Genomic DNA, 24,583 nt, shown 5'->3' with positions numbered 1-24,583 from the left:
CGGGGGCTTGGATCGGGCCGGTGTCACACCCAGGCTAACAAACGGATCCCGCAAGCCCATTCCCGTCCCGGGAGTCAGTCCCTGAGAAGGTCCGGAACCCCGGTCGCGTCCGGCTCGTCCCGCTCCCCCGACACGACGGTGAGCTGCTGGGTGGCGCGGGTGAGGGCGACGTAGAGCACGCGCAGGCCGGCCGGTGACTCGTCGGCGATCTCCGCGGGCGACACGACGACCGTCGCGTCGTACTCCAGGCCCTTGGCCTCCAGGCTGCCGAGGGCCACCACCCGGTCGCCGAGTCCGGCGAGCCAGCGGGCCGCCTCCTCGCGGCGCTGCATGGCGACGACCACGCCGACCGTGCCGTCGACCCGGTCGAGCAGCCGGGCTGCCTCCTCGCGGACGGTGTGGGCCAGGGAGTCCCGGACGACGGCGAACCGCGGCCGGACGCCCGTGGAGCGGACCGCGGAGGGTGACGCGGAGCCCGGCATGGCGAGCGCGAGCACCTTCGCGGCCAGCTCGGCGATCTCGGCGGGGTTGCGGTAGTTCACGGTGAGCTCGAAGCGGCGGCGCGGGCGGGTGCCGAGGGCCTCGTCGCGGGCCTCGGCGGCCTCGTCCGGGTCGGACCAGGAGGACTGGGCCGGGTCGCCGACGACCGTCCAGGTGGCGTGCCGGCCGCGGCGGCCGACCATGCGCCACTGCATGGGCGTGAGGTCCTGGGCCTCGTCGACGATGACATGGGCGTACTCAACGCGCTCCTGCGCGAGGCGCTCGGCGCGTTCGCGCTGGGTCTCCTCACGCACCGGCATCAGCTCCTCCAGGCCGGTGAGCTGGTCGAGCGGGTCCAGCTCGCGCCGCTTCTTCGGGCGGGCCGGGACACCGAGGATCGCCTGGAGCTCGTCGAGCACGGCGATGTCGTGCACGGACAGGCCCTCGCGCCGCAGGGACCGGGCCACGCGCCGGACCTCGCCGGGGTTGAGGATGCGCCGGGCCCAGCGGCCGAGCCGCCTCTCGTCGGCCATGGCCGCCAGCACGGCCTTCGGGGTCAGCTCCGGCCACCAGGCGTCGAGGAACTCGATGAAGGAGTCCTCGCTGGTGACGTCCTCGTCGAAGGAGGAGCGCAGCTCGGCGGCGAGCTCGGGGTCGGTGTGCCGGGCTGCGGCCCCGGACTGCGCCCACAGGGCGTCCAGGAGCAGCTTGCGGGCGCGCGGGCGCAGCAGGTTGACGGGCGCGGTGCCGCCGAGGGCGTTGCGCCGGATCCCCGCCAGCCGGTCGGCCTCCAGCTCCAGCCTGCGGCCGAAGGCGACCACCCTGAGGCGGGTCGGCGAATCGTTCAGCTCCAGGGCTCCGCGGGCGGCCTTCCGCAACACCTTGAGCATGCGGTACGAGCCCTTGGCGCGGGCCGTGGACGGGGAGTCGTACAGCGTGGCCTCGGCGCCGTCGACGAGCGAGCCGATCGCGCGGATGGCGACCTGGCCCTCCTCGCCGAGCGAGGGCAGCACGCCCTCGGTGTAGGCCACCAGCAGCGGGGTCGGCGAGACGATCAGGATGCCGCCCGCGTACCGGCGCCGGTCCTGGTAGAGGAGGTAGGCGGCGCGGTGCAGGGCGACAGCCGTCTTGCCGGTGCCGGGGCCGCCCTCGACGTAGGTCACGGAGGCGGCGGGGGCGCGGATGACGAGGTCCTGCTCGGCCTGGATGGAGGCGACGATGTCCCGCATGGTGTGCGTGCGCGCCTGGCCGAGGGCGGCCATCAGGGCGCCGTCGCCGATGACGGGCAGCTCCCGGCCGTCGAGGGAGGCCTTGAGCTCGGGGCGCATCAGGTCGTCCTCGACGCCGAGGACGCGGCGGCCCTTGGAGCGGATGACGCGGCGCCGCACGACCCGGCCGGGGTCGACGGGGGTGGAGCGGTAGAAGGGGGCGGCGGCCGGCGCCCGCCAGTCGATGACCAGCGGCGCGTAGTCGTGGTCGAGGACCCCGATCCGCCCGATGTGCAGGGTCTCGGCGATGTCGGCGGTGTTGTCGGACCGCACGGCGCCCTCGGCAGGCTCTACGGCGGTGTAGGCGCCGTCGGGGCCCTTCTTGCCGTCCTTGCCGAGGAGGAGGTCGATCCGGCCGAAGAGGAAGTCCTCGTACTCGTTGTTCAGCCGGTTCAGGTGGACGCCCGCCCGGAAGACCTGCGCGTCCCGCTCGGCGAGCGCGCCGGGCGTGCCGACCTGGCCGCGCTTGGCCGCGTCGTGCATGAGGAACTCCGCCTCGTGGATCTTCTCCTCAAGGCGGTGGTACACCCGGTCCAGGTGTTCCTGTTCGACGCTGATCTCACGGTCCCGGACCGAGTCCGGGACCGAGCCGACCGCGGTTTCCTGCTGAGCCTGAGCGGCCACCGGGCCCCCTTCTGACGTGCTGGGCAGCCGTCAACCGTACGCGAAGGGGGCCCCGGGAAGCTATGCGTCCGCCATGAGCGGATTCACGCGTCCCGGGTGGCGGTCGTCACGCGTCCACCTCCACGAGCCGCTCGCCCTCGAAGGTCATGACCTCGAAGTGGTCGATCTCGTCGGGCGTGAAGGCGGCTCCGCCGTGCACGTACAGCGGATTCCGGGCCTGTTCCGTCTTGGCGTTCGGGATGCCGTAGCCCCAGTTCGGCACGGACCAGGAGGTGATCGTCTCGCGCTCGCCGTTCTTCCCTACGGCGATCAGGGAGCACTTCTCCGGGCCGGTGACGTTCTTCAGCTCCAGCACCGCGTGGGTGCCCCAGGCCTTCGGTTCCATGGCCACCGTCGCGGAGACCTTGGTGCTGGCGTCCCGGCCGGAGACCCGGTCCGTCATGACGTCGAAGGCGGCCTTGGCCGGGCTGGTCTCGTGGGACGCCTCGTTCGACGTACCCCCGTCGTCGCCGGTGGTCGCGATCGCCGCGACCGGGCCGCCGATGATCAGTGCGGCCGCGGCGGCCACCATGTAGAAGCTGCGGCGGCGGGTGACCGCGCGGCGCTCGGCGATCTCGTCGACGAGGTTGTTCACCAGGCGCGGGCTCGGCTTCGCCGACAGCGACTCGCCGATGGCGGGCGTGCCGGAGCCCGGCAGGTCCGCGAGGGCGGCCAGCATCGGCTCCATCCCGGCGAGTTCGTCGAGCTGCTGGGCGCACCACTCGCAGGTCGCGAGGTGCGCCTCGAAAGCGGTTGCCTCGGCGTCGTCGAGAATCCCGAGGGCGTAGGCGCCGACGGTCTCGTGCTCGTTCGCGCCGGAGCCGCCCGAAGATCCCTGCATGGGGCCAGACATACCCGGACCCCCTGCTCCGTATCCCCCGTATGTGTTCATCACGCCGTCACCCCCCGCTCCTCCAGGGCCAGCTTCATCGACCGCAGGGCGTAGAACACCCGCGAGCGCACGGTGCCACTGGGTATGCCCAGCGTCTCAGCAGCCTCATTGACGGTACGCCCCTTGAAGTACGTCTCGACGAGCACCTCCCGGTGGGCGGGGGTCAGGTCGTCGAGCGCGTCCGACAGCGTCATCAACCACAGCGCCTTGTCGATCTCGTCCTCCGCGGGGATGACCTCCAGCGGCGACGGATCGACCTCCTGCGGCCGGGCCTGCCGGCTGCGGTGGCCGTCGATGACGATGCGGCGCGCGACCGTCACCAGCCAGGGGCGTACCGAACCGGTCGCTCGATTGAGCTGACCGGCGTTCTTCCAGGCACGGATGAGCGTCTCCTGCACGACGTCCTCGGCGCGCTGCCGGTCACCGGCGACCAGCCGCAGTACGTACGCGAGCAGGGGTCCGGCGTGCTCTCTGTACAGAGCACGCATCAGCTCCTCGTCAGGTTCCACCGAGGGCTGGGACATGCGATGTCGGGCCCTCGATCCACGTTCCTTGGCCACGGCCGCATCCTTGCGCACGCCCACCTCCGGTGTCCGGGGGTTCCCCCAGTCGGTCGCTCAACCACCGGTACGCAAGGCGTCCGTTGCGTGTTCAAAGTGAGGTGACAGTTTTCTCCGGGGTGACATGACGAGGGGGACATGGGCACACATTCCCCCCTCTTTGTCTTTACATTTCCGCCACAGCGACGGGATTGAGTCGGCGGTCCCGGCCGCGGGCAAGGTAAACGTCGTGTAATCGAAATCACTTCGACAGCCGTGTCACAGAAGGCACATAACGGACCCTCAGGTCCGCGGCGATCTCTCTCAGGCACGCGCCAGCGCCGCGCGACGGCGGTGCCGGGCCACTCTCTCCCGATTCCCGCAGACCTCACTGGAGCACCAACGCCTTCTGCGCCCCCGCGAGGTGTCCAGGTACACGATCGGGCAGTTGTCGCCCTCGCACTGCCGCAGCCCGGCCCGCGCGACGGGATCGGTGAGCAGCTCCACGGTGTCCCGGGCGACCGCCCCGAGCAGCGCCGCCCGCTCCGGCGGCCGCTCCAACTCCCTGACCAGCGCGCCGTCCTGGGCACGGACCGCGCGCGGGGCGGGCGGTGCGGCGCGGGCGGTGTCGTTGACACCGGCGAGGGCGAGGTCGTACGAGGGGCCGTATGACGGGTCGTACGACGAACGGGAGCGGGCCTCGGCGAGGAGCGAGCCGCGCACCAACTGGCCCACCCGGCCGCGCAGTTCCCGGAAGTCCACCAGCCAGGAGGCGTCGGCGTGCGTGAGCACGGTCCCCGGCGGGACGAGACCGGACCCGGTGATCCAGGCGCACAGCACCTCGACCGAGTCCAGCCGTTCCATGGGGTGGGTCGTCGCGAGGAGGTCCAGACAGATCCGTCCGGCGTCGAAGCGCAGCTCGTACGAGACCGTGGCCGTACCCAGTGCCATGTGCCTGTCACCGCCTAGGGGTCACCCCGGGTCGTCCCGGACGAACCGTTCCCTCTAACAGTGCCTGCCCGCTTTCCCGCCCGGAACCCCTCGTACCGCCGTGGACGCGCGCGTATGCGGACGCGCGCGTGGGCCATGTTCCGGCGGCCCGCCGGGACCTTGACTGGACACATGACACGGACAACGACGAAGACCACGCTTCTCACGGCGGCCACGGTGACGACCGGCCTGCTCGCCGGCTCCTTCTACGTCTTCGCGTGCGCGGTGATGCCGGGGCTGGCCCGCAGCGACGACGCCACGTACGTCGAGGTCATGCGCAACATCAACGACGTGATCCAGAACCCGGTCTTCCTCGCGAGCTTCCTCGGGGCGCCGGTGCTGACGGGGGTGGCGGCGTGGCAGTTGCGGGGGGCTTCCGGGCGGCGCTGGTTGTGGGCGGCCGCGGCCGCGAACGTACTGGCGTTGCTGGTGACGGTGGTGGTGAACATCCCGCTCAACGACGACCTGATGCGCGCGGGCGATCCGGCGGTACTGCGGGAGGAGTTCGAGGGGGTTTGGGTGGCTTGGAATGTGGTGAGGGGGGTGCTGGTGACGGTGGGGCTGGGGTGTCTAGCGGTGGGCAGCCGCTCTTCCCGTTGGTCCGCGGGCAGTCCCGCTGGGGCGGCACGGGTGGGCGCGGACGGCACCCGATAGCGCCGGGCCGCGCGACCCACCCCCACGGCAACCCCTACGCGTCCGCGTACTTCGCATCCGCCGCAGGGTCCAACGCCAGCCGGTACCCCCGCTTGACCACGGTCTGGATCAACTTCGGCGTCCCCAGAGCCGTACGCAGACGGGCCATCGCCGTCTCCACCGCATGCTCGTCGCGGCCGGCGCCAGGCAACGCCCGCAACAGCTCCGCCCGCGCAACCACCCACCCCGGCCGCCGGGACAGCGCCCGCAGCAGGGACATCCCGGCCGGCGGAACCGGCCGTAGCGCCCCGTCCACCAGGACCGCGTGCCCCCGTATCTCCACCCGGTGCCCCGCGATCGGCAACGACCGTGCCCGACCGGGCAGTTCCTGGCAGAGGAGCTGGACGAGCGGGCCGAGCCGGAAGCGTTCGGGCTGCACCGTGTCCACGCCCCGCGCCTGGAGCGGCAGCGCCGTCACGGGACCGACGCACGCCGGCAGCACATCGTGGTTGAGCGCGTCGAGCAGCTCCGGCAGCAGCCCCCGCTCCTCGGCCCGCGACAGCAGCGACGCCGCGGCCGGCGCGCTGGTGAACGTAAGAGCGTCCAGTCCGCGCGAGACGGTGGCGTCCAGCAGCCGGTCGACCGGGCTGATGTCCTCCGGCGGCATCCACCGGTAGACCGGCACCCCGACGACCTCGGCGCCACCCGCCCGCAGTGCCTCCACAAAGCCCGGCAGCGGCTCGCCGTGCAACTGGACGGCGATACGACGGCCGTCGACGCCCTCCTCCAGCAGCCGGTCGAGCACCTCGGCCATGGACTCGGACGACGGCGACCACTCCTCCGTCAGCCCGGCGGCCCGGATCGCGCCCTTGACCTTGGGCCCGCGCGCCAGCAGCTCGACGCCCCGCAGCCGGTCGAGCAGGTCCTCGCCGAGCCCCCAGCCGTCGGCGGCCTCGACCCAGCCCCGGAAGCCGATCGCGGTCGTCGCGACCACCACGTCCGGCACCTGGTCGACGATCTCCTTGGTGGCGGCGAGCAGCTCGCCGTCGTCGGCGAGCGGCACGATGCGCAGGGCAGGCGCGTGCAGGACGGCGGCACCGCGCCGCTGGAGCAGCGCCCCCAGCTCGTCGGCCCGGCGGGCGGCGGTCACGCCCACCGTGAATCCGGCGAGGCGGCCGTGCGCGTGGTCGGGTTTCTGCTGTTCGTCGTACATAACTCTCGTCCCGCACTTCGAGTCGTTTGCACCATATGAAGGTCGTGTGACCCGCATGCCGAACGAGCCTGTCAACGCTGCGTGACAGGCTCGGTTCGGCTTCATGTCGCTGGTGTTACGTCACACCTCGGCGTAGCTGAGCTGCGGCTTCGCCTCGGTGGTCGCCGCGGCCTGCGCCTTCGCGGCGGCCGGGCGGCGAAGGTATACGGCCCAGGTGACCACGAAGCACACGCCGTAGAAGGCGAGGAAGCCGACGAAGGCGCCGGTGCCGGAGCCCACCGAGAGGAAGGACTGGCGGAAGGCGAGGTTGATGCCGAGTCCGCCGAGCGCGCCCACCGCACCGATCAGGCCCATGGAGGCGCCGGAGAGCCGGCGGCCGTACGCGGCGGCCTCCTCACCGACGAGCCCCTTGGCGAGGGCCTTGGCCTGGAAGATGCCCGGGATCATCTTGTACGTGGAGCCGTTGCCCAGGCCGGTCAGCACGAACAGGGCGATGAAGGCCGTGGTGAACATCGGCAGCGACTCCTGCATCGACGCGACGACGATCACCGCGGTCGCGGCCGCCATGCCCACGAAGTTCCACAGCGTGATCTTCGCGCCGCCGTACTTGTCGGCGAGCCAGCCGCCCACGGGACGGATCAGCGAGCCGAGCAGCGGGCCGATGAAGGTGACGTAGGCGGCCTGGAGCGGCGTACGGCCGAACTGCGTCTGGAGCACGAGACCGAAGGCGAAGCTGTAGCCGATGAACGACCCGAACGTCCCGATGTAGAGGAAGGACATGATCCAGGTGTGCCCCTCCTTGACCGCGTCCCAGGCGGCGCCGGTGTCGTTCTTCACGGACGAGATGTTGTCCATGTAGATCGCGGCGAGGACGGCGGCGACCAGGATCAGCGGGATGTAGATGCCGAGCAGCACGCGCGGGCCGCCGCTGGCGCCGATGACCGCGAGGCCGACGAGCTGGACCACGGGCACACCGATGTTGCCGCCGCCGGCGTTCAGACCAAGGGCCCACCCCTTCTTACGGAGGGGGAAGAAGGCGTTGATGTTGGTCATGCTGGAGGCGAAGTTTCCGCCACCGACACCGGCGAGCATCGCGCACAGCAGGAACGTCGTGTAGGACGTGCCCGGCTCCATCACGATGAACGCGGCGATCGTCGGCAGGAGCAGCATGGCCGCCGAGACGATCGTCCAGTTCCGCCCGCCGAAGATCGCGACGGCGAAGGTGTACGGCACCCGGACGACGGCGCCGACCAGCGTCGCCATCGAGACGAGGAAGAACTTGTCCGCGGGGGTGAGCCCGTACTCCGGCCCCATGAAGAGCACCATCACGGACCACAGCGTCCAGATCGAGAAGCCGATGTGCTCGGAGAGGACGGAGAAGAACAGGTTCCGCCGGGCGATCTTCTCGCCCTTCTCGTTCCAGAAGGTCTCGTCCTCAGGATCCCAGTGATCGATCCAACGGCCTCCCCTGCTCGCGGCGGGGGCTGTGCTAGGGGCTGTCATGACGCCTCCACGGTGCTCCGGGGCTCGGGTGGTTCGGTGAGCGGTATGAGTCCCGAAGGTAGGGAGAGCGCGTTTCCGCCCTGTGGCAGCGAGTGACCGGAAAGGAACTTTGCTCTCACCTCGTGAGGAGGTGGGATGAGAGGTTCCCGAGACGCAGGCGGGCGGGGCAGGGCGTGGGTCAGTGCTGCGGGGGCTGCCAGTGGGGGTTCTGCTGGGGGTTCGGCTGCGGGTTCTGCTGGGGGTAGGACTGCGGCGGGTAGGGCTGCTGCTGCGGGGGGTACGGCTGCTGCTGCGGGGGGTACGGCTGCTGCTGTTGCGGCGCCGCGTACGGCTGCTGCTGTTGCGGTGCCGCGTACGGCTGCTGCTGTTGCGGTGCGTACGGCTGCTGTTGTTGCGGCGCGTACGGCTGCTGGGGAGCGCCGTAGGGGCTGGGGGTGCCGTACGGACCCGCGGCCGGAACGTTGCCGTACGGACCCGCCGCCGCGAACGGATTCGCCTGCCCCAGCATCTGAGCCCCCGGCGGCAGATACCGCAGCCGTCCGCTCTCGTCCGTGACCGGGTGGAACCCGGCGGCCTGGAGCCGAGCCGCGAACTTGGCGTTCCTCTTCCGCGTCACGACGAGCCCGATCGCAAGCAGGGCGAGGAGCCCGGCCCAGCCGAGACCGCCGTAGAAGACCGCGTCGGCGTCCCCGCCGGCCTGCGCGACGGCGATCACGAACCCGAGGGTGATACCGCCCGCGCCCCACCACATCCGCTTCTCGGCCTGCTTGCCGGTGAGGTCGAAGTTGATGCGGGCCTTGAGGAGCTCGAAGGCGTCGGGGACGAGCGGCGGTACGGAGACCCCGTCACCGGCGTTCGGGTACTGCGCCCAGTTCTGGGCGGCACGGGCGCGCGCCTGCGGGCTCGGGTCGGGCACGATCAGCATGACGAGCGCGTTGTTGCGGCTGCCGCTCTGCCGTACGTCCATGTACTCGTACCCGAACTGCTGGGCGATGAAGGCGAGCCGGGCGAGCTTCTTCACAGAGGCCATGGCGCTCGTGAGCTCAACGGGCTCACCACTCGCCATCAGCCCCAGCATCTTCTGCACCTGCCGCTTGCTCATCAGCACCTACTCCCCATCCGGGCAACCCCGTTCACTTGCGCAACGCCCGTCAGTGTTCCATGGGGACATGACAGAGGGAACCTCGGTGGGCGGGGAGCGGTACCCCGTACCGGAACACGTGGTCGCACGTTCCGTCATCGCCCCGCTCGGCGGGCTGCTGGAGATCGGCGCGGTGACGGCCACCGGAACCTGGCGGCTGCCCGACGCCTCGCTCGGCACCTTCCTCTCCCATCACCGCAGCGAACTGGACCGCCTGCTGGCCGGCATCCACGAGGTGTGCGGCTTCGGGCCGGCGTTTCTGGAGGTCGCGGACGAGCTGGGCTATCTGCGCGAGCACGAACTGACGGCGATCTTCCTGCTCCTCTGGTCGGGCGGGGTGGAGGGGGTGTCGCCCCACCTGGAGGAACCGGCCGCGGTGCGGCGCATGTGCCGTACGGGTGCGGATCTCCAGCTCGCGGAATTCCTGGACGCGCTGATCGCGGCGGCGCTGGTGGCGGGGACGGAGGCACGGTCGGGCGCGCGGACGATCTCCGAGATCCTGGCCCTGGCCGCGGCCCTGGCGGACGGCACGGGCCGCTGCACCCCGGCGACCGCCTTCCGCGGCTGGCGGGTGCGCTGCCTGGTCCCCCATCTGCGGCCGGACTCAGGCGCGCCGGAGCAGGGGAAGGCGGGGTTCCGGGCGTACGAGCGGGCTCTGGAGGAACTGCTCGATCCGTGAAGCGGCGGGGGCACGGGGCTTCCCGCGTGGGCTGCGGGCGCCGTTATCCTCTAGCGGACCCCATAGGAAGGGGAGAGTCCATGTCCGCCGAGTCCACGCCCGAACGTACGAAGGCGCAGCGCCCTCCGCGTTCCCTGGCCGGAAACATCGCCTTCGGGGCGGGCGCGATCGTCGTGCTGGCGACGACGGTGCTCGGCGCGTTCGGCGCCGCGGCCCTCCTCATGTCACCGCTGTCCGCCGTCGTCCCGGACGACGGAGAGCACGCCGTGGCAGTGGGGTGCATCGGGCTCGGCGGGATCACCGGGCTGATGGTGCCGATCGTGCTCTTCGGGATGGTGCGGGGCAGCGAGGACACCCCGCGGGTCGGGCCCGCCGAGGGCCTGCGCAAGCTCCTCGCCGTGCTGGTCTTCGGCGTCTGGATGCTGGCCGTGGCCGTCGTCGTGGCCCAGCTGGGCCTGTTCCTCCCTCGGGACCTCACCACCACCGTCGCCGTCTTCGCCGTCGGCTTCAGCTGGGCGCCGCTGGCGATGGTGCCCTGGGAGAAGCTCGGGCTGGCCGGTGTCGTGCCCGGCTCACGCAAGACGGACTGAGTCCGCCAGCTCGTCGGCCATCCTCACCAGCTCCTCGCCGAGACCGAGCGAGGTCCACAGCAGGCGGCACTCCAGTGCCGTGGGGTACAGGGTCGGCAGTACGTAGTGGGCGACGCCCTCCACCACCACGCCGCTGTCGCTGTCCGGGGCCGTGGGCTCCTGGCGGTGGACGCGCAGCGCCGGGCCGAGAGGCAGCTCGACCTCCGACAGGCCCTGGCCGCCGCCGAAGTAAGGCCCCTCCGCCCGCTCCGCCTCGGCGCGGAACGCGGCCAGGTTCCGGGACTCCGGCGGAACCCTCAGCTCGCGGACCGTGTAACTGGCGACGATCGGGCCGCTCCACGGGGCCAGGACCGCGGCGCACAGCGCGCCCTGGCGTACGGCAGCGCCCCAGTACCAGAGGAGGTCGGTCGCGAAGGCCGTACGCAGCTCGTCCCCGGTGTGCTGTTCGGCGACGGCCAGTGCCCACGCCTCGGGGTCCTCGTTCCGCAGGTCCAGCACCAGCCAGTTGTGCGCGGCGGGCAGCTCGACGCGGCACTCGCGCCAGTCCGTCGTGGACGTCATGTTCGTGCTCACACTCCAGCCAGCGAGGCGTCGGACCCGGTGACGTCGATCTCGGGATCGCCGCCGAAGAGACCGACGAAGCTCTTGGTGTCGGAGCCGGCGCCGGTCGCGGTGCCGCCGAGGCCCAGCGAGTTGTAGGCGATGGCCTGCTTGAAGGCGTCCGGCGTGCCGATGAAGGCCAGGTCGGCGGGGTCGATGTTCTTGATGCGGGAGAGCTCGTCGACCATGCCCGGCCCCGCGTACATGCTGGCCAGGCCGCGCACACCGGCGGTGTTGTAGGCGTCGCGGGCCGCGGAGAAGTTGTCGCCGACCTTGAACAGGTCCCGCCAGTTGCCGCGGATGGTGCCGAGGTCGTCGGCGAAGGAACGAGGCAGTCCGCGGAAGGCGGCCGCGAGGGAGACGTCGGGCAGGGCGGCTCCGGGGGTCGCGCCGGCGCGCGCGCCGACCATGGACTCCACGAGTGCGCGCCGCGCGTTGGAGGCCATGTTCGGATTCCAGCCACGGACGTACTGCGTGGCCGCGGTCCAGACCCGGCTGCGCCCGACGGTGGCGGCCATCTTGGCGCCGGCCGAGAAGACCCGCCCGATGCCGAAGGTGGCGAGGCCGAGGACGTCCATCGCCACGTCGCCCCAGGAGCCGTCGCCGTTGATGGCGAGCAGTACGTGGCAGACGAGCGAGATCGCCGTCATGACGAGGGCGATGGTGCCGAGCACACCGGCGAGGGCCTGGCCGATGATGGGAATCCAGCCGACGACCAGGGCGAGCAGTCCGCAGACGGCCGCGATGGCCCCCGCGATATCGCTGACGATCTTGAGGGTGTCCCGTAGATCGTCCAGCCACGAGTCGTTGAGCCCGTCGCCCTCGGTCGTGTCGTGGATCTTCTTGGCGGCCTTGTCGCCCGCCTCCTTGTGCCGGGTCTTGAGCTTGGAGAGCTGTTCGCGCAGGCCGTCGAGGTCGTCCTGGATGTCGGAGGCCGCCTTGTCGAGCTTCTTCTGCCCGGCGTCGTCGGTGCCCTTGGGCGGGTTCTGCGCACGGGACTTGGCCGTGCCGAGGTCGCCCGCCTTCGTCTCGGCCTGGGTGAGGAGCTTGTCGGCCTCGCCCTGCACGGACTCCAGCTCGGTGCAGTACTCCTTGAGTGCGGCGCCGGAATCGGCGTACCGGCCATGGGCCTTGCTCACCGTCTTCGCGGTCTCGTTCGCCTTCTCGGCGAAGGCGCGGCCCGCCTCGGAGTCCCAGCTCTCCAGGTTCCCGATCCGCCGCAGTGCGTCAGCGGTGTCGGTGATGGTCTTCGCCGTCGCGGCGAACCGGCGCGAGAGCGCCTTCATGTCGTGGACGTCACCGGGAACGGGGTCGCCGCTCTCCCCGAGGACCTCCCACCGGTGATCGGCAGGCCGAGTCACGACTTCTTCCCCTTGTTCTTTCCGGTGAGGGCGTCGTACAGGGCGGTGTCGAGCTCGGTGTACGCCTTGCCCGCCTCCTGGGCGAGCGTGCCGAGGCCCTTGATCTCCTCGATCATCTTCTTGCGGTTGTCGTCCCAGCCGTCGGAGAACTCCTGGAGCCGCTCGTGCAGCAGCTGATGGCCGACGGTACGGCGGTCGTAGTCGTCCATGAGTTTGTCGAGCCCTTCGAGCTCGGTGGCCACGGTGCGCAGGCCGGTGCCGGCGGTGTGCAGATCGTCGGTGGAGACCTTGAGCTTCTTGCTCACGCCTGTATCTCCTCTGGTTCCTCGGGCTGATGCCAGCGAAGGGTTCCGGCCACGGCGTCGAAGAGCCCGACCATGGCGTCGGCGATGGGCTCCAGTGGGGTACTGAACGTGAGCAGCAGCACCTCGTCCCGATCCGGAACCGGCACGAAGTACTCCACGATCGTGTCGTCGAACTCGGTTCCCAACTTCCGGGACTGCTTGCCGCGCTCGCGCCGGACCAGACGGGCGGCGGGCCCGGCGGCGGGCAGCTTCACGGGCTCGACATCCCCGGACCCGGCAAGCGCCGCGACAGCGTCAAGACTGTCGAACTTCTCGAACAGCCGGCAGACGAGCAGAGAGGCGGAGAGCGGAATCCCCCCGGCCTCCAGGAAGGACAGATAGAGCACTACGCCGCCCTGCTCGACGCCCGCCTCGGCGGCCCCGAGCAACTGCTCCTCAGCCTTCCGCCGCAGCACGGGCTGATCGTCGACCCCCGCGAACTGCCGCTTGATCAGCGCCCCGACGGACGCCTCAAGCCGCTCCCGCGGCTGAAGCGGAATCCGGTACCAGTCCTCGGGCGTGATCAGCCCGAAGACGGGCGCACGCCTGTCGTTCATGGGGGCTCCTGGTGGCGCGATTGCATCGGTCGGGGGGAGGCAGCGTTACGGTAGCGGGTGCCCGGCCGCTCAGGAAGCGGACCCCGCCTGCACCAGGCACCCGTCATTCGCGGCCGTACAGGTCCCGCATCCCCACAAGCAGCGCCCGCCCCGCCGCATCCGCCGCCACGAGGTCAGCAGCGGATTCGCTGCGCGCATACACCGCGAGTACGGCACTCTCGGCATCCCAGCCCTGGGCGCACAGCAGGTCCCGAACATGCTCAAGCCGGCGCAGGTCGGCAGCCGTTCTGGGCTTGTTGGTCGCCTTGGCCTCGCCGAGGAGGGCGATACGGGCGCTCTTGTCGCGCGGACGGGAGGTACGGCTGAGCGCGACGACGTCGATCTCGTGCCCGCGGTGCTCGCGGCAGGCGACGGTGGTGGTCCCGACCTGCCCGATGTCACCGAGGCCACGCTCCCGCCCGTGCCGGAGTGTCCACTGGCGAGCCAGGTACTCGAAGTGCGGCCCGAGGACCTTGGAGGAGAAGGTCTCCCGGGACCTCTCCCACGCGGCGCGCCCCTCACGGAGCTCGAAGTCGACGAGGTTCGGCCGCACGATCAGGTCGTGGAAGCGCACGACGGGGTCGGCCACAGTGATGACGGGCTTGCGCTGGAGCAGCAGATCCTGCTCGTACCGGATGAAGCCGGCGGCCTTCATGATGTTGAGGTGATACGTCAGCGACTTGGCGTCCATCCCCACCAGCCCGCCGATCTGCGTGGGCGTGGCCGCTCCGGACGCGACAGCCTCCCAGATGGCGTGGTAGGTGGCTCGGTCGCTGATCCGCGGATCCTCCGCCAGCAAGTACTCGGGTTCGGTGAACAGAATGTGGGACGGGTTGAAGACGCTGCGCGCCAGCCAGGCGTAGAAGCCCTCCTCGCCGGGCTCGGGCGAAGCCCCCACGACGTCCCGGTAACCGGGCGCCCCGCCGAGAACCGCATCCACGAGGAAGGCCGTGTCGGCATCGGCCGCGCCCCAGTACTCGGCCGCGTCGCGGAACCCGAAGGGCCCGATCCGCATGTCGATCACAGCGCGTCCGCGCAGCGCCTGGTCGCCCGCGAGAAGGGTCGACATGGTCGACAGCGCGGAGCCGCAGAGGACGATCCGCAGGGGCGGCCCGCCGGAGGACGGACCCCGCTGGTCGTAGAGGGCCTGGAGGACTGACGGCAGCTCCGGGGAGTGGGTCACGAGGTAGGGAAACTCGTCGAGGACGAGGAGCGGGGGCGGCATCTGGCCCTGGCGGCTTGTAAGGACATCCGCAGCGGCGTCGAGCGCCTCCACCCACGAGGTGAAGTGTCCGACTCTGATCCCGGTCGCCCGAGCCAGGCCGTCCGAGAAGCGGTCCAGCGCCATGGCGCGGCTCTGCTGCAGGGCGAGCGTGTACACACCGTCGACAGCACGGCAGAGATGCTCCAGCAGAAAGGACTTGCCATGCCGCCGGCGCCCTCGCACGACACCAATACGCAGACCGGGCGCGGAATCGGTACAGAACCCGGCGAGATCGTCCCACTCGTGGGCGCGGCCGAAGACGGCGGGGGGTTTGGGGAGGGGGGTGGGGAGGGGCATGAGGTGTGGTCTCCTGACCTGCGGGCGGGGAACCTAGCCGGACCACACTTAGCCTAATTCGCACTCGGCTATCTATTCAATCGCGGTCGATCCACTCCTCTCCGTGATCGCTGCGGATGGCTGTCCCACACCACCACCCGCAACCGCCCGTCACCCAACGTGGTCAGGCACAGCGAGGCAGGTCCTCGGGTGTGCAGATAGGCGCTGGAGACCTGGCCGCAGGTGGAAGCACCGCGGCGGCGCTCGGGGCGTGGATCGTCTTCGAAGACGAGTCCGGCTTTCTCGATGACGCCGCCTGTGGCACGCACCTGGGCCCGCCGCGGACACACCCCGGTGATCCGGGTCCGCGGCCGCTCCCGGCGCCGGATCTCGATCGCCGCGCTGGCCTGCTACAAGAGCGGTGAACGCTCCCGGTCTGCGGCCGGATTCCGGGGCGCCGGAGCGTGGGAGGGCGGGGTTCCGCGCGTATGAGCGGGCGCTGGAGGAGCTGCTGGATCCGTGAGGCGGTGGGCGCCGTTACCCTCTCGGACCCCACTGAAAAGGGAGAGTCCATGCAGGCTCAGCACCCTCAGCGTTCCCGTGCCCGCTCGCTTTCGGTGCGCTCACGGACCAGGGGGTTCCCGACAGGAGTCCGGAGGATGCTCACGCCGGGGTTGGGGGGATCTTGGGTCACAACGGCCTGCCCCCCACCCGCCGTGTATATACACTAAACATTGCCCTTGAATAAAGGAGTCCAGTATGAGCGTAACGACGATCGATCTAGATGACGACGCCCTGGAGAAGGCCATGCGCGTCGCCGGCGGCGGCACCAAGAAAGACGTGGTCAATGCCGCCCTCCGCGAGTACGCCGAACGCCATGAACGGGCCGCGCTCGTGGCCAAGCACTTCCGTACCGCCCAGCAGTGGGACTACGAGGGCTGGCAGCGACGCCGTGCCGAGGACAAGCAAGGTGGCGCGTGATCCACTATCTCCTCGACTCCTCGGGTCTGTGGCGCCTCCTGCGCGAGGAGCAGCTGAGGGATGCGTGGCTGGAGACCACCACCCTCCGGGCGATCGGGTCATGCGCGCCCCAGCGAGCTGAGTTCCGGCGCTCAGCACGCAACACGGCCGAGTACGAGGCCATGGGTGAGATGTTCACCGACCTCTACCCCGACGTGCCACTGCCGAAGAGGTTGTGGGACTGGGTCGACGCAGCCCAGTACACGCTCTCCCAGAAGGGAGCCCTTGGCGCCGCCGGACCACTCGACCTGATGATCTGTGCCACTGCCGCGCACCATGGGTTGATCGTCCTCCACGACGACGCAGATTTCGCCACCGCGGCCCGCTTCCTGCCCGACGTCAACGAGCGGAACGTGCGCAACGTCCCGGGCCTCTAGAAGCTTGGACCGTCGCGCACACATGCGGCTTTCCTGAATCACGCGGCCACTGACCCTGCCCCACCCCTCACCTCGAACCACAGCAGCTTCCCTGCACCTCGACCAAGGATGTCGTCACCAAGGGGCCACCCGCCCCAGGAGTCCGCGCACTCCTGCACCAGGTACAGGCCACGCCCGTGGCCGGCACCGGGAGGAGCGGGCGAGACCCAACTCTCGGGCGCGTGCTCGAAGGGAGGGGGAACGTGGGGATGGCTGTCCCACACCCCCACCCGCAACCGCCCGTCACCCAACGCGGTCAGCCGCAGCGAGGCAGGCCCTCGGGTGTGCAGATAGGCGTTGGTGACCAACTCGGACGTCAACAGCTCGACGGCATCGACGACTTCATGCATTCCGTGCCCGTAGAGCGCGGCCCGCACGGTCATACGTGCGACACGTGCGGCGCGCGGGTCATGGGGCAGGCGGAGGGCGTACACCCAGGTGTCGGGCAGGGCTACGGTGACCATCGAACACCTCCGGAGAGAAGGAGACTTGAACGAATCGCTCACAGCTGCGCCGGGCGGTGGCAGTGCCTGGGTCGGTGCGCTTCCGGCTTATCGGCGCGGACAGTTGGGCCGTTCACAACTACCGCAGGCCGACTGGTTATATACATCCAACTAAACGAGCCAAATACATCAAGGCTTCGCTCGTGTGAGGGACAGAGGCGCCGCATCGCGGCCGGGAAGGACACACAGTGCCGCCCACCAACAGTCCGACGCTGCGGCGGCGGAGGTTGGGCGCCGAGCTGCGCAAACTTCGCGAGCGGGCAGGACTCACGGCCACGGGCGCCGGCGAGCTGCTCGGCGTCAACCAGGCGCGGATCAGCATGATCGAGACCGGTCGCACCCCCATCAGCGCCGAGCGGATCCGCTCCATGGCACACGCGTACGCTTGCCCGGACGAACAACTCGTCGATGCCCTGGCAGCGATGACCGGTCGACGCTCGCGCGGCTGGTGGGAGGAGTACAGCGAGCACCTGCCCGTGGGCCTCATCGACCTCGCCGAATTGGAGCACCACGCGGCCGCCGTGCGGGTGGCGCTGGTCGTCCACATCCCTGCTCTGCTACAGACCACGGCCCACGCACGCGCCCTCTTCTGCGAGGCGGTACCACCGCTAAGGCAGTACGAGATCGAACACCGCGTGACTCACCGCATGAAACGACAGGCCATCCTCCATCGAGCGGATCCGCCCCCGTACACGGCCGTGATCCATGAGTCCGCCCTCCACATGGGATACGGCGGCTCGGCGATCGCCCGAGCCCAACTCCAGTACCTGCTGGACATGAGCGATCTGGACCACATCACCGTGCGGATCATCCCCTTCGGCAAGGGGTCGTTTCCCGGCACGGGACAATCCATCGACTACCTGGTGGGGCCGGTCCCTCAGCTCGACACTGTTCAGCTGGACACCCATCATGGCTGCGAATTTCTCGATTCTGAGGCCCAGTTGACCAAGTACCGCTCGGTACTGGATCGCATGGAGTCGAACGCCCTCAAGTCCGCAGCATCCCGCGACCTGATCCGCCAAATCGCCCGGAACACCTGAGAGGACGCGCATGCCTAACCAGCAGTGGAAGAAGTCAAGCTACAGCTCCGATGCCTCCAACTGCGTTGAGATAGCCGCTGCCCCCACCGCTATCCGAATCCGCGACTCAAAGACTGACGACGGTCCCCGTCTCGCATTCCCACCATCCGCCTGGATGCACTTCATTTCACACATGACCTCTCTTGCCTCTCAGCCTTCCTGTACCTCCCCGTAGAAACAGCGGTCGCCCACCAAGCTGGACGTACGCAGGCCGCTCGCACGAACGGCACAGACGGACTGATAGCACTATGCGGCAGCACAGCGACACACGTTCACCCTCGCACAGTACGGACGATCAACCCGACCAACCTCATCCCCACTTTCACCATGGCCCCCGCAAGGCTTGCGTCCTCCGAACCACCCACAACGGAATCTGGGATCTTGGACGCGTGAAACTGCCGTCAGGTGATGCATCCGGGACGCTTGACGGGAGCGTCAGCAAGACCTCTTCAGCGAATCTATTGGGTGCCCCCGCTGGCCCGGCGAGCAGTCAACGCGTGTTCCACGTTGGCGCGCACTCGCCCCACGGCATAGTCCATACCCCCGTCAAGGGCACATTGAATCGCCTCTTCCATCAGCTGATTCGCCTGCTCTTCGCGCCCCAAATAGGCGCAATAGACGCTCGCCAACTCCAACCTCGGCAATTCATTCCAGGGCCAAAGGTCCAATCGCTTAAATTCGCCCTTATCCCGTAGAAGTTCGAGGAGTTCTTCCGGACCTGGGACTGACAACAAAAATTCTGAGCAGACATCAGAAAGAAGTGAGGTCACGGCACGCTCAACCTCAATGTCGGATTCATCTCCCGCCAATTCGAATCGCCCCTTTCCGGGATATCTGAGGCGATACAGCTTGCCGAGAGATGCTGAAACGACCCATTCTCTGCGTGCCGCCGCCACTGAACTTAGCCCTGGCAGCCCCAGGCTCAGCGTGACATCGAATCGATACTTCCCTCTAGCTGCAGTCTTCTCGGGATGGAATGCCACCGCCCGAAGAAGATGATCTTCGCGGATCACTGTTCTGCCCTTGCCGCTAAATCCGTGGTCGCGCTTCAAGGGATCAGAAACTTGCGAGACGAGCTGTTTGAACTCTTCATTCATCGAACGGCCATCCTACTGAATTCTCTGGTACGAAATCGTGCCGCTCTTTCCGACACGATAAACCCATAGCTGGCCAGATCCAGCCCGAACCCCCATCTCCCGCTCATACACTCCAAGCTCCTTGCGCCCGCGCGCAATCTGACGGCGGCTATCTGGCTTCAGCTCAATGGGCACTCGAACACCTGTGGCGGGGTTAGTGTAGCCGCCGTCCGGCCGGAGGCCGCTAGGCAGAGTGAACTCGCCCTCATAGCCGAGCTGAGATCGACTATCCATCACGTCACTGAAATCCTGGTGCGCCTTACGCCCCAGCGCAGCTGCGGAGTTATTTCCACTCGTACACGAACGCGCATTATGAACGAGTACCGGCGTCTCGCCCGCAAGCACATAGTACGTATGCAGGTCGTCAACCGTGAGGTTGTACGTAACTGCATGCCTCCCGAAGGCCCGGTTCCCGGTGACGATGACTGTGTCGCCCTCGTCGGTCAGGAGGCTCATGCCCGGTTCGAGATTCCGCGCCGGGATCCAGTCCCGCTCCGACGGTGACCAGAACGGGTGGTCATGTGTCGCCGTGAGCTTCTCGATGCCGTCCTCAGTAGCGATGGACAGCTCGTTGAAGTGCTTGTCGTCCTCGGTGACGATGAGATGAGTGACCTTTCGAGGACCCGTCTCACCTGTTACCGGGTCTGTGGCGAGGACTTCGTCGCCGACCTTGATGTCCTCGATGTCCTTGGTCTTGCCGTCGGCCATCAGCACGTCGGTGCCGGCGAGGAAGCACTTGGTGCATGTCTTGCCCTTCGCCAGCCAGTCCTCGACTGCCTTGGTCCCCTTCTTGATCACCGAATCGGGAACCAGCTTCAGGGCTTTCAGGAGAGGAAGGTCCGTTGCCGCAACGCCGCAGCTCTTTGCGCTGTCGCCGGAAAGGCAGCTCATCCAGTCCGAGGGGTCGGGGAAGATGAGGGAGACGGTGATCTTGATGACCGTCTTCTGAGCCGTCAGGTTGTAGGGCTTGTACACGATCTTCTTGCCGAGAGGCAGGTCGCTGCCCGTCTTGACGGCGCTGTGTACGTCGCCTTCGCTGTTGTAGACGTAGTGGGTGTTCTCGTAGTGGTACGACCAGGTGCCGTCACCGTTCGAGGTCAAATGGTCCTGGTAGCTGTCGTCGCCCTCGTTGCTGGAACAGCCCATTTCGCACAGCGTGATCGGCCTCAGGCCGTCCGGATCGCTGGTGCTGATCGGGCTGTTCCTCGCGTAGCTGTACCCGTTCATCTGGAGCGGGTCGGCGACATCGATGATCGGGTCGGCGGAGAGGAAACGGCCGGAACTCTGGTCGTACTCGCGGGCGCCAATGTGCGTCAGGCCAGTGCTCGCATCGTCGATGCCCGCACCCAGATAGCTCCGCTTGTTCGGCCAACTCGTCGGCTTCGTGCCGCGGGTCTCGCCGTACGGCTTGAAGGCTCGGCGGGTTACCGGCTGGCCTGAGGACAGTTCCACCGTCGTGTTCGCCGTGCCCAGGTGGTCGGCGAGCAGGACGTTGAGTTTGTGGCCTGTCGTTGAGGCGTTGGTTGTCGTGCGGGTGACCGCGGGGGCGCCGGCCTGGGTGTAGGTGCGGGAGGCCTTGGTGATGCTGCCCGACGCGTTTGTCGTCAGTTCCGTCTCGCCCAGGTAGAGGGTCGAGCCGGACGGGGAGTTCTCCAGGATGCGGTTGCCGTCGGCGTCGTAGACGTATGTCGTCTTTGTGCCGTCGTTGGTGATCGAGTCGAGCTTGTTCTCGGGGGTCCAGGCCAGGTCCTGCGTTGTGTTGTACAGATCCCGGGCCGTCGTGTTGCCCGTCGCGTCGTACGTGTAGGCGCTGCCCTTGCCGGACGGCGAGGAGCTGATCCATGTCATCGTGTGCGGCTGGGTCTTGTACGACGGGGTCGTGCCGTTGCCCGCGACCGTCTTGCCGTAGCCGTACGTGTACGTGACGTTCTTCGTCGCGTCCGCCGTGTCGTGCTCGGTCATCGTGGCTCGGTTGCCGATCCAGTCGAAGGTGAACGACTGGCGGTAGGCGGTGGCGCCTGTCGACACGGTGGCGGTGTCCGGCGCAGCCGCCGAGAGCGACGCAGCCAGGGAGGTGTCGGGGCTCGTCCCGTCCGTGGACTCGTCCGGGGCGTCGGCCACCGGGCCCGTCGAATTCGCGTAGTCGGTGCGGTAGCCCCACGTCGTGCCGTTCGCCGACTTGCAGCCCGTGCCACCACCGGCCGGCGTGATGTTCGACGTCCAGGCGTGGGTCAGCTCGCCCATCACGTCGTAGGTGAAGCACTGGGTGTCCCACGTCGTCCCGGCCGCGTCCGTCAACTCGCGGGCGTTCGACGTGATCGTGCCGGATGCGTCGTAGGAGTAGTAGCCGTCCGCGATGCGGTGCGGGCCCGCGGTCTCCCGGTCGGTCAGCGTGCGCTGGAGTCGGCCGGTGTGGGGGTCAACGAAGTTCGTCGTCCATACGCGGTACGGCTGTGCGCCGGACACCGTGCGCAGGGCCTCGCCGTAGGGCGAGTACGTCGCGTCCGACGTGTACCAGGTCAGCCCCGAGGTCGACTCCGGGAGGCCGTCGCTGTTGTAGCGGGTCACGACCTTCTCGGTGGCCAGGCCGCCCTTTGCGGGCAGCGTGACCGACTGCGGGTTGCCGGTGGGCGTGTACCTGTAGCTGTAGGCGTACGTGCCGGACAGGCCCGTCGTCTTCGAGTTCTCCGGGATGCTGATCTCGCTGCCGGTGACGTGGTATTCGGCGTCGTAACCGGTGACGCGGTTGGTGTAGTCGCCGTCCGCTGTGTGGCGGATCGAGGCGGTCGGCTGGCCGAGGCCGCCCGACACCTCGTCGTAGGTGTACTCCTTGACCGGGGACGCGCTCGCCGAACCCTGCCGCACGAACCGGGCCCGGCCGAGCACGTCGTACTCGGTGAACGTCTCCTGCTGGAGCGCGTCCTTGGTGTGGTTGGGGCGGTCGGCCGCGTCGTATCCGGTGGTCGTCGTGCCGGTGTCGGGGTCCGTGGAGGAGGTCACGCGGCCGCGGGCGTCGTAGACGTAGGTCCAGGCGTTGCCCGCGGGGTCGGTGACCTTGGTGCGGTAGCCGCGGGCGTCGTACTCGTAGGACGTGGTGCGGCCGACGTCTCCGCTCATCCTGCTGTAGTGCTTGACGGAGGTGACGCGGCCCAGGGCGTCGTGGTACGTGCGCGTCCGGGGGGCCGTGGAACCGGGTGGGTCCACGTACGTGCTGGTGTCGCTGTAGGACGTGTACGAGGCGTACTTGTAGTTGCCGCTGTGGTAGACCGAGGCGCGGTACTCGCGCTCCATGCCGTCGTAGCGGTACTTGGTGTTGGTGGGTATCAGGGACTCCGACCTGGGTGTGAACAGGTCGGTGTCCGGGTCGCCCTTGGCCAGGTAGCCGCCGGTCTTCTCGTCGACCATGCCGTGGTCGTTGTACTTGGTGTCGACGATGATCCGGCCGGGGCCGTGCGCCTCGGTCTGGCTCTGGACCTCGCGCTGGAGGCCGTCGTAGAGGGTCACCGCGCTGGAGTAGGTGCCGTCGTCCTTGAGTGTCTGGACCGTGACCGAGGCGGGGCTGTTCTTCGTGGGCGTGGCCACTGCCGGCTGGTAGGAGATCTGCACGGTCGGCGACCTGAAGGAGGACGCGCGTGACGGGGTCCAGCCCTTCACCAGGCGGCCGAGCGCGTCGTACTCGTTGCGCGTGAGCCGGCTGTTGGGGTCGGTGACGGTCAGCGGCAGGCCGCGGCCGGGATCGAACGTCGTCTTGGTGGTGTGGCCCTTGGCATTGATCGACTTGACCTCGGTGACCGGGCCGCCCGCATCACCGGGGGTGTACTGCGTCTCGGTGGTGCCTGCCCCGGGGGCCGTGACAGTGCGCACCCGGCCGAGCGGGTCGTAGGTGGTGCCGATGACATGGGAGTGCGCGGTGCCGGTGCCGTCGATCTCGGCGCGCGAAGTGACGAGGCCCTTGGTCGGGGTCGCGCCGTGGGCCAGGTCGTCGTAGGTGTTCTTCACCGACGACTTGAGCTGCGTGGCCGGGTCGGCGGTGGCCTCGGTGGCGCAGCTGGTGCCGGTGGTGCGCTCCTGCTGGATCATGCCGATCAGCCGTGGGAATGAGGTGTTGTGCACGTACGACGTGGTGGTGCACATCCGGTCGGAGAGCGTCTCGCTTGTGCCGTTGGGCTTGACTACGGCCGTCTCCACCTGGAGCGGCAGGCCGAACGTGTCGTCGACCGTCGTGGTGGTGCGTACGGCGCGCCAACTCGTGTCCACCGTCTGGATCTCGTCCGTGCGCTTGACTCCGACGCGGTGGGCGAGCAGCGGCTCGCCGGCCGTCCCGTCCTCGTTCTCCCGGGCGCGGGAGGCGATTTGCTTGGAGTAGGGGAAGGTCAGGTTGCGCTTCTGAACCTTGCCCAAGGAGTCGGCGTAGGTGATGGTTTCCGCGGTCATGCCCGCGAACTGCGGTGCGTCGTCAGCGAGGAGGGTGTACGCGTCGGTGGAGTCCTTCACCTCGCCGCCCACGCCCTGGAAGTAGCGGGTGACGGTGAGGGACTGTCCGTTTGCCTCGCCCGGTTGGGGGACTGTCTTTGCACCCTTGCGGACCGAGACCTGCCGGTATCCTCTCCAGTCGCTGTAAGTACGCAGTACCGGGCGGGTGAACTCGTCGTCGCTCTTCGACCAGGCCGGGCCTTCGTACTTGTACTTGCTGATGACAGGAACCCCGTGCGACGTGACCTTGTCGGTCTCGGTCACGGAGTCGACGACGTACTTGTTGAACCAGGCCTTCTTGGGCGTTCTCTCCTCCCCGTCGGGCGACCAGCGGACCGGATAGCAGGTGCCGTTGCTCTTGCCCTTGTCCTCCGCCGGTTCGATCGCGCAGCCGCCCTTGTACTCGACCTCGATGTCGCCGCCGTACTCCGTGGAAACGGTGCCGATACGGGGACGGGTGAAGCCGGGGCGTTGATCGCCCAAGCTTCTGGGGACGAGGTTGGGCAGTTGGCGGTCCATGAGGCGGTTGCTCAGCGGTGAGGTGGAACCGACCGTGTACGCGGAGAAGCTGACGCCGTGCGCCGACTGGAGGGCCCGATGGCGTGTACATCAGCCCGGCGCAGACGTATCAGGAGGTGCAGAATCCGGCGAAGGCCACCGGGAAACTCGACGTCAAGCTCGATGCGTTCCTGCGGAAGGTCAAGGACATCCGCGGGGACATCCACGACCATGAGACGCGGCCCCGTGCGCTTGAGCTCGGCGAGACCGAGGCGCAGAGACGGGACTCGGCTCGGCTTGCGACGACGGAACGCCGTGTGGCGGTGTTCTCGGGCGCGGCTGCCGTCCTCGGCGCCGGCGCCGGATACCTCCTGCGATTCCTCAGCCAATAACAGCATCAAACCCCCTGCACAGCCCACTACGGGC

General features: G+C 68.7%; 22 protein-coding genes and 3 pseudogenes. 9 read left to right on the top strand and 16 right to left on the bottom strand.

The window, feature by feature from the left end; all coding sequences use genetic code 11:
• Nucleotides 1-74: 74 nt before the first annotated feature.
• From AB0Q90_RS31960 to AB0Q90_RS31945, 4 genes are all read right to left on the bottom strand, one after another.
• Entirely contained in the window at nucleotides 75-2,372 is a 2,298-nt protein-coding gene (locus AB0Q90_RS31960; protein WP_363163730.1) for a UvrD-helicase domain-containing protein, read from the bottom strand.
• Nucleotides 2,373-2,478: 106 nt separating this feature from the next.
• Nucleotides 2,479-3,252 (bottom strand): zf-HC2 domain-containing protein, encoded by a 774-nt coding sequence (locus AB0Q90_RS31955; RefSeq protein WP_363163731.1) that lies wholly within the window; start codon nucleotides 3,250-3,252, stop codon nucleotides 2,479-2,481.
• Between the two features lie 50 nt (nucleotides 3,253-3,302).
• Nucleotides 3,303-3,887 carry a sigma-70 family RNA polymerase sigma factor gene (locus AB0Q90_RS31950; protein ID WP_186287205.1) on the bottom strand — a complete coding sequence of 195 codons (585 nt, stop codon included), beginning with the start codon at nucleotides 3,885-3,887 and terminating at the stop codon, nucleotides 3,303-3,305.
• A gap of 279 nt (nucleotides 3,888-4,166) precedes the next feature.
• On the bottom strand, nucleotides 4,167-4,793 hold the full coding sequence (locus AB0Q90_RS31945) for a CGNR zinc finger domain-containing protein (protein ID WP_363163732.1): 627 nt from the start codon (nucleotides 4,791-4,793) through the stop codon (nucleotides 4,167-4,169).
• Nucleotides 4,794-4,964: 171 nt separating this feature from the next.
• Here AB0Q90_RS31945 and AB0Q90_RS31940 point away from each other — a divergent pair, with 171 nt between their 5' ends.
• Nucleotides 4,965-5,486 carry an anthrone oxygenase family protein gene (locus AB0Q90_RS31940; protein WP_363163733.1) on the top strand — a complete coding sequence of 174 codons (522 nt, stop codon included), beginning with the start codon at nucleotides 4,965-4,967 and terminating at the stop codon, nucleotides 5,484-5,486.
• A gap of 34 nt (nucleotides 5,487-5,520) precedes the next feature.
• Here the strand turns inward: AB0Q90_RS31940 and AB0Q90_RS31935 are convergent, their stop codons facing one another.
• The 3 genes from AB0Q90_RS31935 to AB0Q90_RS31925 all read right to left on the bottom strand — a co-directional run bounded on the left by AB0Q90_RS31935 (nucleotide 5,521) and on the right by AB0Q90_RS31925 (nucleotide 9,283).
• The gene (locus tag AB0Q90_RS31935) at nucleotides 5,521-6,678 is read right to left on the bottom strand and encodes a uroporphyrinogen-III synthase (protein WP_363163734.1); all 1,158 of its coding nucleotides are present in this window, start codon (nucleotides 6,676-6,678) and stop codon (nucleotides 5,521-5,523) included.
• Between the two features lie 120 nt (nucleotides 6,679-6,798).
• Complete coding sequence (locus AB0Q90_RS31930; RefSeq protein ID WP_363163735.1) at nucleotides 6,799-8,181, bottom strand: nitrate/nitrite transporter; 1,383 nt, start codon at nucleotides 8,179-8,181, stop codon at nucleotides 6,799-6,801.
• A gap of 178 nt (nucleotides 8,182-8,359) precedes the next feature.
• Nucleotides 8,360-9,283: a hypothetical protein gene (locus AB0Q90_RS31925; protein WP_363163736.1), complete on the bottom strand. Its 924-nt coding sequence runs from the start codon at nucleotides 9,281-9,283 to the stop codon at nucleotides 8,360-8,362.
• 67 nt (nucleotides 9,284-9,350) lie between these two features.
• On the opposite strand from AB0Q90_RS31925, the gene AB0Q90_RS31920 reads away from it, so the two are divergent.
• Together AB0Q90_RS31920 and AB0Q90_RS31915 are read left to right on the top strand one after the other, a co-directional pair.
• Nucleotides 9,351-10,001 carry a hypothetical protein gene (locus AB0Q90_RS31920; protein ID WP_363163737.1) on the top strand — a complete coding sequence of 217 codons (651 nt, stop codon included), beginning with the start codon at nucleotides 9,351-9,353 and terminating at the stop codon, nucleotides 9,999-10,001.
• A gap of 80 nt (nucleotides 10,002-10,081) precedes the next feature.
• A complete protein-coding gene (locus AB0Q90_RS31915) occupies nucleotides 10,082-10,591 on the top strand; it encodes a hypothetical protein (RefSeq protein WP_363163738.1) in 510 nt (169 codons plus the stop codon).
• On the opposite strand, the gene AB0Q90_RS31910 is transcribed toward AB0Q90_RS31915, so the two are convergent.
• The 5 genes from AB0Q90_RS31910 to AB0Q90_RS31890 all read right to left on the bottom strand — a co-directional run bounded on the left by AB0Q90_RS31910 (nucleotide 10,574) and on the right by AB0Q90_RS31890 (nucleotide 15,053).
• Complete coding sequence (locus tag AB0Q90_RS31910) at nucleotides 10,574-11,152, bottom strand: hypothetical protein (protein ID WP_363163739.1); 579 nt, start codon at nucleotides 11,150-11,152, stop codon at nucleotides 10,574-10,576. The two genes, AB0Q90_RS31915 and AB0Q90_RS31910, sit on opposite strands and share 18 nt — an antisense overlap.
• An 8-nt stretch (nucleotides 11,153-11,160) precedes the next feature.
• Complete coding sequence (locus AB0Q90_RS31905) at nucleotides 11,161-12,552, bottom strand: hypothetical protein (RefSeq protein ID WP_363163740.1); 1,392 nt, start codon at nucleotides 12,550-12,552, stop codon at nucleotides 11,161-11,163.
• On the bottom strand, nucleotides 12,549-12,857 hold the full coding sequence (locus AB0Q90_RS31900; RefSeq protein ID WP_363163741.1) for a hypothetical protein: 309 nt from the start codon (nucleotides 12,855-12,857) through the stop codon (nucleotides 12,549-12,551). Before AB0Q90_RS31900 ends, AB0Q90_RS31905 begins: the two co-directional genes overlap by 4 nt.
• Nucleotides 12,854-13,453: a hypothetical protein gene (locus tag AB0Q90_RS31895; protein WP_363163742.1), complete on the bottom strand. Its 600-nt coding sequence runs from the start codon at nucleotides 13,451-13,453 to the stop codon at nucleotides 12,854-12,856. The genes AB0Q90_RS31900 and AB0Q90_RS31895 overlap by 4 nt, the downstream gene beginning before the upstream one ends.
• A 103-nt stretch (nucleotides 13,454-13,556) precedes the next feature.
• Nucleotides 13,557-15,053 carry an ATP-binding protein gene (locus tag AB0Q90_RS31890; RefSeq protein ID WP_363163743.1) on the bottom strand — a complete coding sequence of 499 codons (1,497 nt, stop codon included), beginning with the start codon at nucleotides 15,051-15,053 and terminating at the stop codon, nucleotides 13,557-13,559.
• Between the two features lie 285 nt (nucleotides 15,054-15,338).
• Here AB0Q90_RS31890 and AB0Q90_RS31885 point away from each other — a divergent pair.
• From AB0Q90_RS31885 to AB0Q90_RS31875, 3 genes and pseudogenes are all read left to right on the top strand, one after another.
• Nucleotides 15,339-15,467: pseudogene (locus AB0Q90_RS31885) on the top strand (IS630 family transposase); the annotation flags it as partial.
• 324 nt (nucleotides 15,468-15,791) lie between these two features.
• On the top strand, nucleotides 15,792-16,013 hold the full coding sequence (locus tag AB0Q90_RS31880) for a type II toxin-antitoxin system VapB family antitoxin (RefSeq protein ID WP_363163744.1): 222 nt from the start codon (nucleotides 15,792-15,794) through the stop codon (nucleotides 16,011-16,013).
• Nucleotides 16,010-16,429 carry a PIN domain-containing protein gene (locus AB0Q90_RS31875; protein WP_363163745.1) on the top strand — a complete coding sequence of 140 codons (420 nt, stop codon included), beginning with the start codon at nucleotides 16,010-16,012 and terminating at the stop codon, nucleotides 16,427-16,429. Before AB0Q90_RS31880 ends, AB0Q90_RS31875 begins: the two co-directional genes overlap by 4 nt.
• Nucleotides 16,430-16,467: 38 nt before the next feature.
• Here AB0Q90_RS31875 and AB0Q90_RS31870 read toward each other — a convergent pair whose 3' ends face one another.
• The gene (locus tag AB0Q90_RS31870; RefSeq protein ID WP_363163746.1) at nucleotides 16,468-16,932 is read right to left on the bottom strand and encodes an ATP-binding protein; all 465 of its coding nucleotides are present in this window, start codon (nucleotides 16,930-16,932) and stop codon (nucleotides 16,468-16,470) included.
• 227 nt (nucleotides 16,933-17,159) lie between these two features.
• On the opposite strand from AB0Q90_RS31870, the gene AB0Q90_RS31865 reads away from it, so the two are divergent.
• On the top strand, nucleotides 17,160-18,011 hold the full coding sequence (locus AB0Q90_RS31865; protein WP_363163747.1) for a helix-turn-helix transcriptional regulator: 852 nt from the start codon (nucleotides 17,160-17,162) through the stop codon (nucleotides 18,009-18,011).
• A gap of 10 nt (nucleotides 18,012-18,021) precedes the next feature.
• Nucleotides 18,022-18,225: a DUF397 domain-containing protein gene (locus AB0Q90_RS31860; RefSeq protein WP_363163748.1), complete on the top strand. Its 204-nt coding sequence runs from the start codon at nucleotides 18,022-18,024 to the stop codon at nucleotides 18,223-18,225.
• A gap of 283 nt (nucleotides 18,226-18,508) precedes the next feature.
• On the opposite strand, the gene AB0Q90_RS31855 is transcribed toward AB0Q90_RS31860, so the two are convergent.
• From AB0Q90_RS31855 to AB0Q90_RS31845, 3 genes and pseudogenes are all read right to left on the bottom strand, one after another.
• Nucleotides 18,509-19,147 carry a hypothetical protein gene (locus AB0Q90_RS31855; protein ID WP_363163749.1) on the bottom strand — a complete coding sequence of 213 codons (639 nt, stop codon included), beginning with the start codon at nucleotides 19,145-19,147 and terminating at the stop codon, nucleotides 18,509-18,511.
• 12 nt (nucleotides 19,148-19,159) lie between these two features.
• Nucleotides 19,160-19,459: pseudogene (locus AB0Q90_RS31850) on the bottom strand (hypothetical protein); the annotation flags it as partial.
• A 33-nt stretch (nucleotides 19,460-19,492) separates the two neighbouring features.
• Nucleotides 19,493-24,250 (bottom strand): annotated as a pseudogene (locus tag AB0Q90_RS31845) (polymorphic toxin-type HINT domain-containing protein); the annotation flags it as partial.
• An 11-nt stretch (nucleotides 24,251-24,261) separates the two neighbouring features.
• Between AB0Q90_RS31845 and AB0Q90_RS31840 the strand changes: the two are divergent.
• Complete coding sequence (locus tag AB0Q90_RS31840) at nucleotides 24,262-24,549, top strand: hypothetical protein (RefSeq protein ID WP_363163750.1); 288 nt, start codon at nucleotides 24,262-24,264, stop codon at nucleotides 24,547-24,549.
• The last annotated feature ends 34 nt before the right edge of the window (nucleotides 24,550-24,583 follow it).

It is taken from the genome of Streptomyces sp. NPDC079141, assembly GCF_040686775.1.
GTDB lineage: Bacteria > Actinomycetota > Actinomycetes > Streptomycetales > Streptomycetaceae > Streptomyces.
Note: the sequence above shows the minus strand (reverse complement) of the source record. Positions and strands in the feature narration are given on the sequence as shown.

Bases quoted from the DNA above. Each gene is read 5' to 3' on its own strand.
- AB0Q90_RS31955 (WP_363163731.1), bottom strand. From the start codon at position 3,252: ATGCAGGGATCTTCGGGCGGCTCCGGCGCGAACGAGCACGAGACCGTC.
- AB0Q90_RS31945 (WP_363163732.1), bottom strand. From the start codon at position 4,793: ATGGCACTGGGTACGGCCACGGTCTCGTACGAGCTGCGCTTCGACGCC.
- AB0Q90_RS31940 (WP_363163733.1), top strand. From the start codon at position 4,965: ATGACACGGACAACGACGAAGACCACGCTTCTCACGGCGGCCACGGTG.
- AB0Q90_RS31935 (WP_363163734.1), bottom strand. From the start codon at position 6,678: ATGTACGACGAACAGCAGAAACCCGACCACGCGCACGGCCGCCTCGCC.
- AB0Q90_RS31930 (WP_363163735.1), bottom strand. From the start codon at position 8,181: ATGACAGCCCCTAGCACAGCCCCCGCCGCGAGCAGGGGAGGCCGTTGG.
- AB0Q90_RS31925 (WP_363163736.1), bottom strand. From the start codon at position 9,283: ATGAGCAAGCGGCAGGTGCAGAAGATGCTGGGGCTGATGGCGAGTGGT.
- AB0Q90_RS31920 (WP_363163737.1), top strand. From the start codon at position 9,351: ATGACAGAGGGAACCTCGGTGGGCGGGGAGCGGTACCCCGTACCGGAA.
- AB0Q90_RS31915 (WP_363163738.1), top strand. From the start codon at position 10,082: ATGTCCGCCGAGTCCACGCCCGAACGTACGAAGGCGCAGCGCCCTCCG.
- AB0Q90_RS31910 (WP_363163739.1), bottom strand. From the start codon at position 11,152: ATGACGTCCACGACGGACTGGCGCGAGTGCCGCGTCGAGCTGCCCGCC.
- AB0Q90_RS31895 (WP_363163742.1), bottom strand. From the start codon at position 13,453: ATGAACGACAGGCGTGCGCCCGTCTTCGGGCTGATCACGCCCGAGGAC.
- AB0Q90_RS31890 (WP_363163743.1), bottom strand. From the start codon at position 15,053: ATGCCCCTCCCCACCCCCCTCCCCAAACCCCCCGCCGTCTTCGGCCGC.
- AB0Q90_RS31880 (WP_363163744.1), top strand. From the start codon at position 15,792: ATGAGCGTAACGACGATCGATCTAGATGACGACGCCCTGGAGAAGGCC.
- AB0Q90_RS31870 (WP_363163746.1), bottom strand. From the start codon at position 16,932: ATGGTCACCGTAGCCCTGCCCGACACCTGGGTGTACGCCCTCCGCCTG.
- AB0Q90_RS31860 (WP_363163748.1), top strand. From the start codon at position 18,022: ATGCCTAACCAGCAGTGGAAGAAGTCAAGCTACAGCTCCGATGCCTCC.
- AB0Q90_RS31855 (WP_363163749.1), bottom strand. From the start codon at position 19,147: ATGAATGAAGAGTTCAAACAGCTCGTCTCGCAAGTTTCTGATCCCTTG.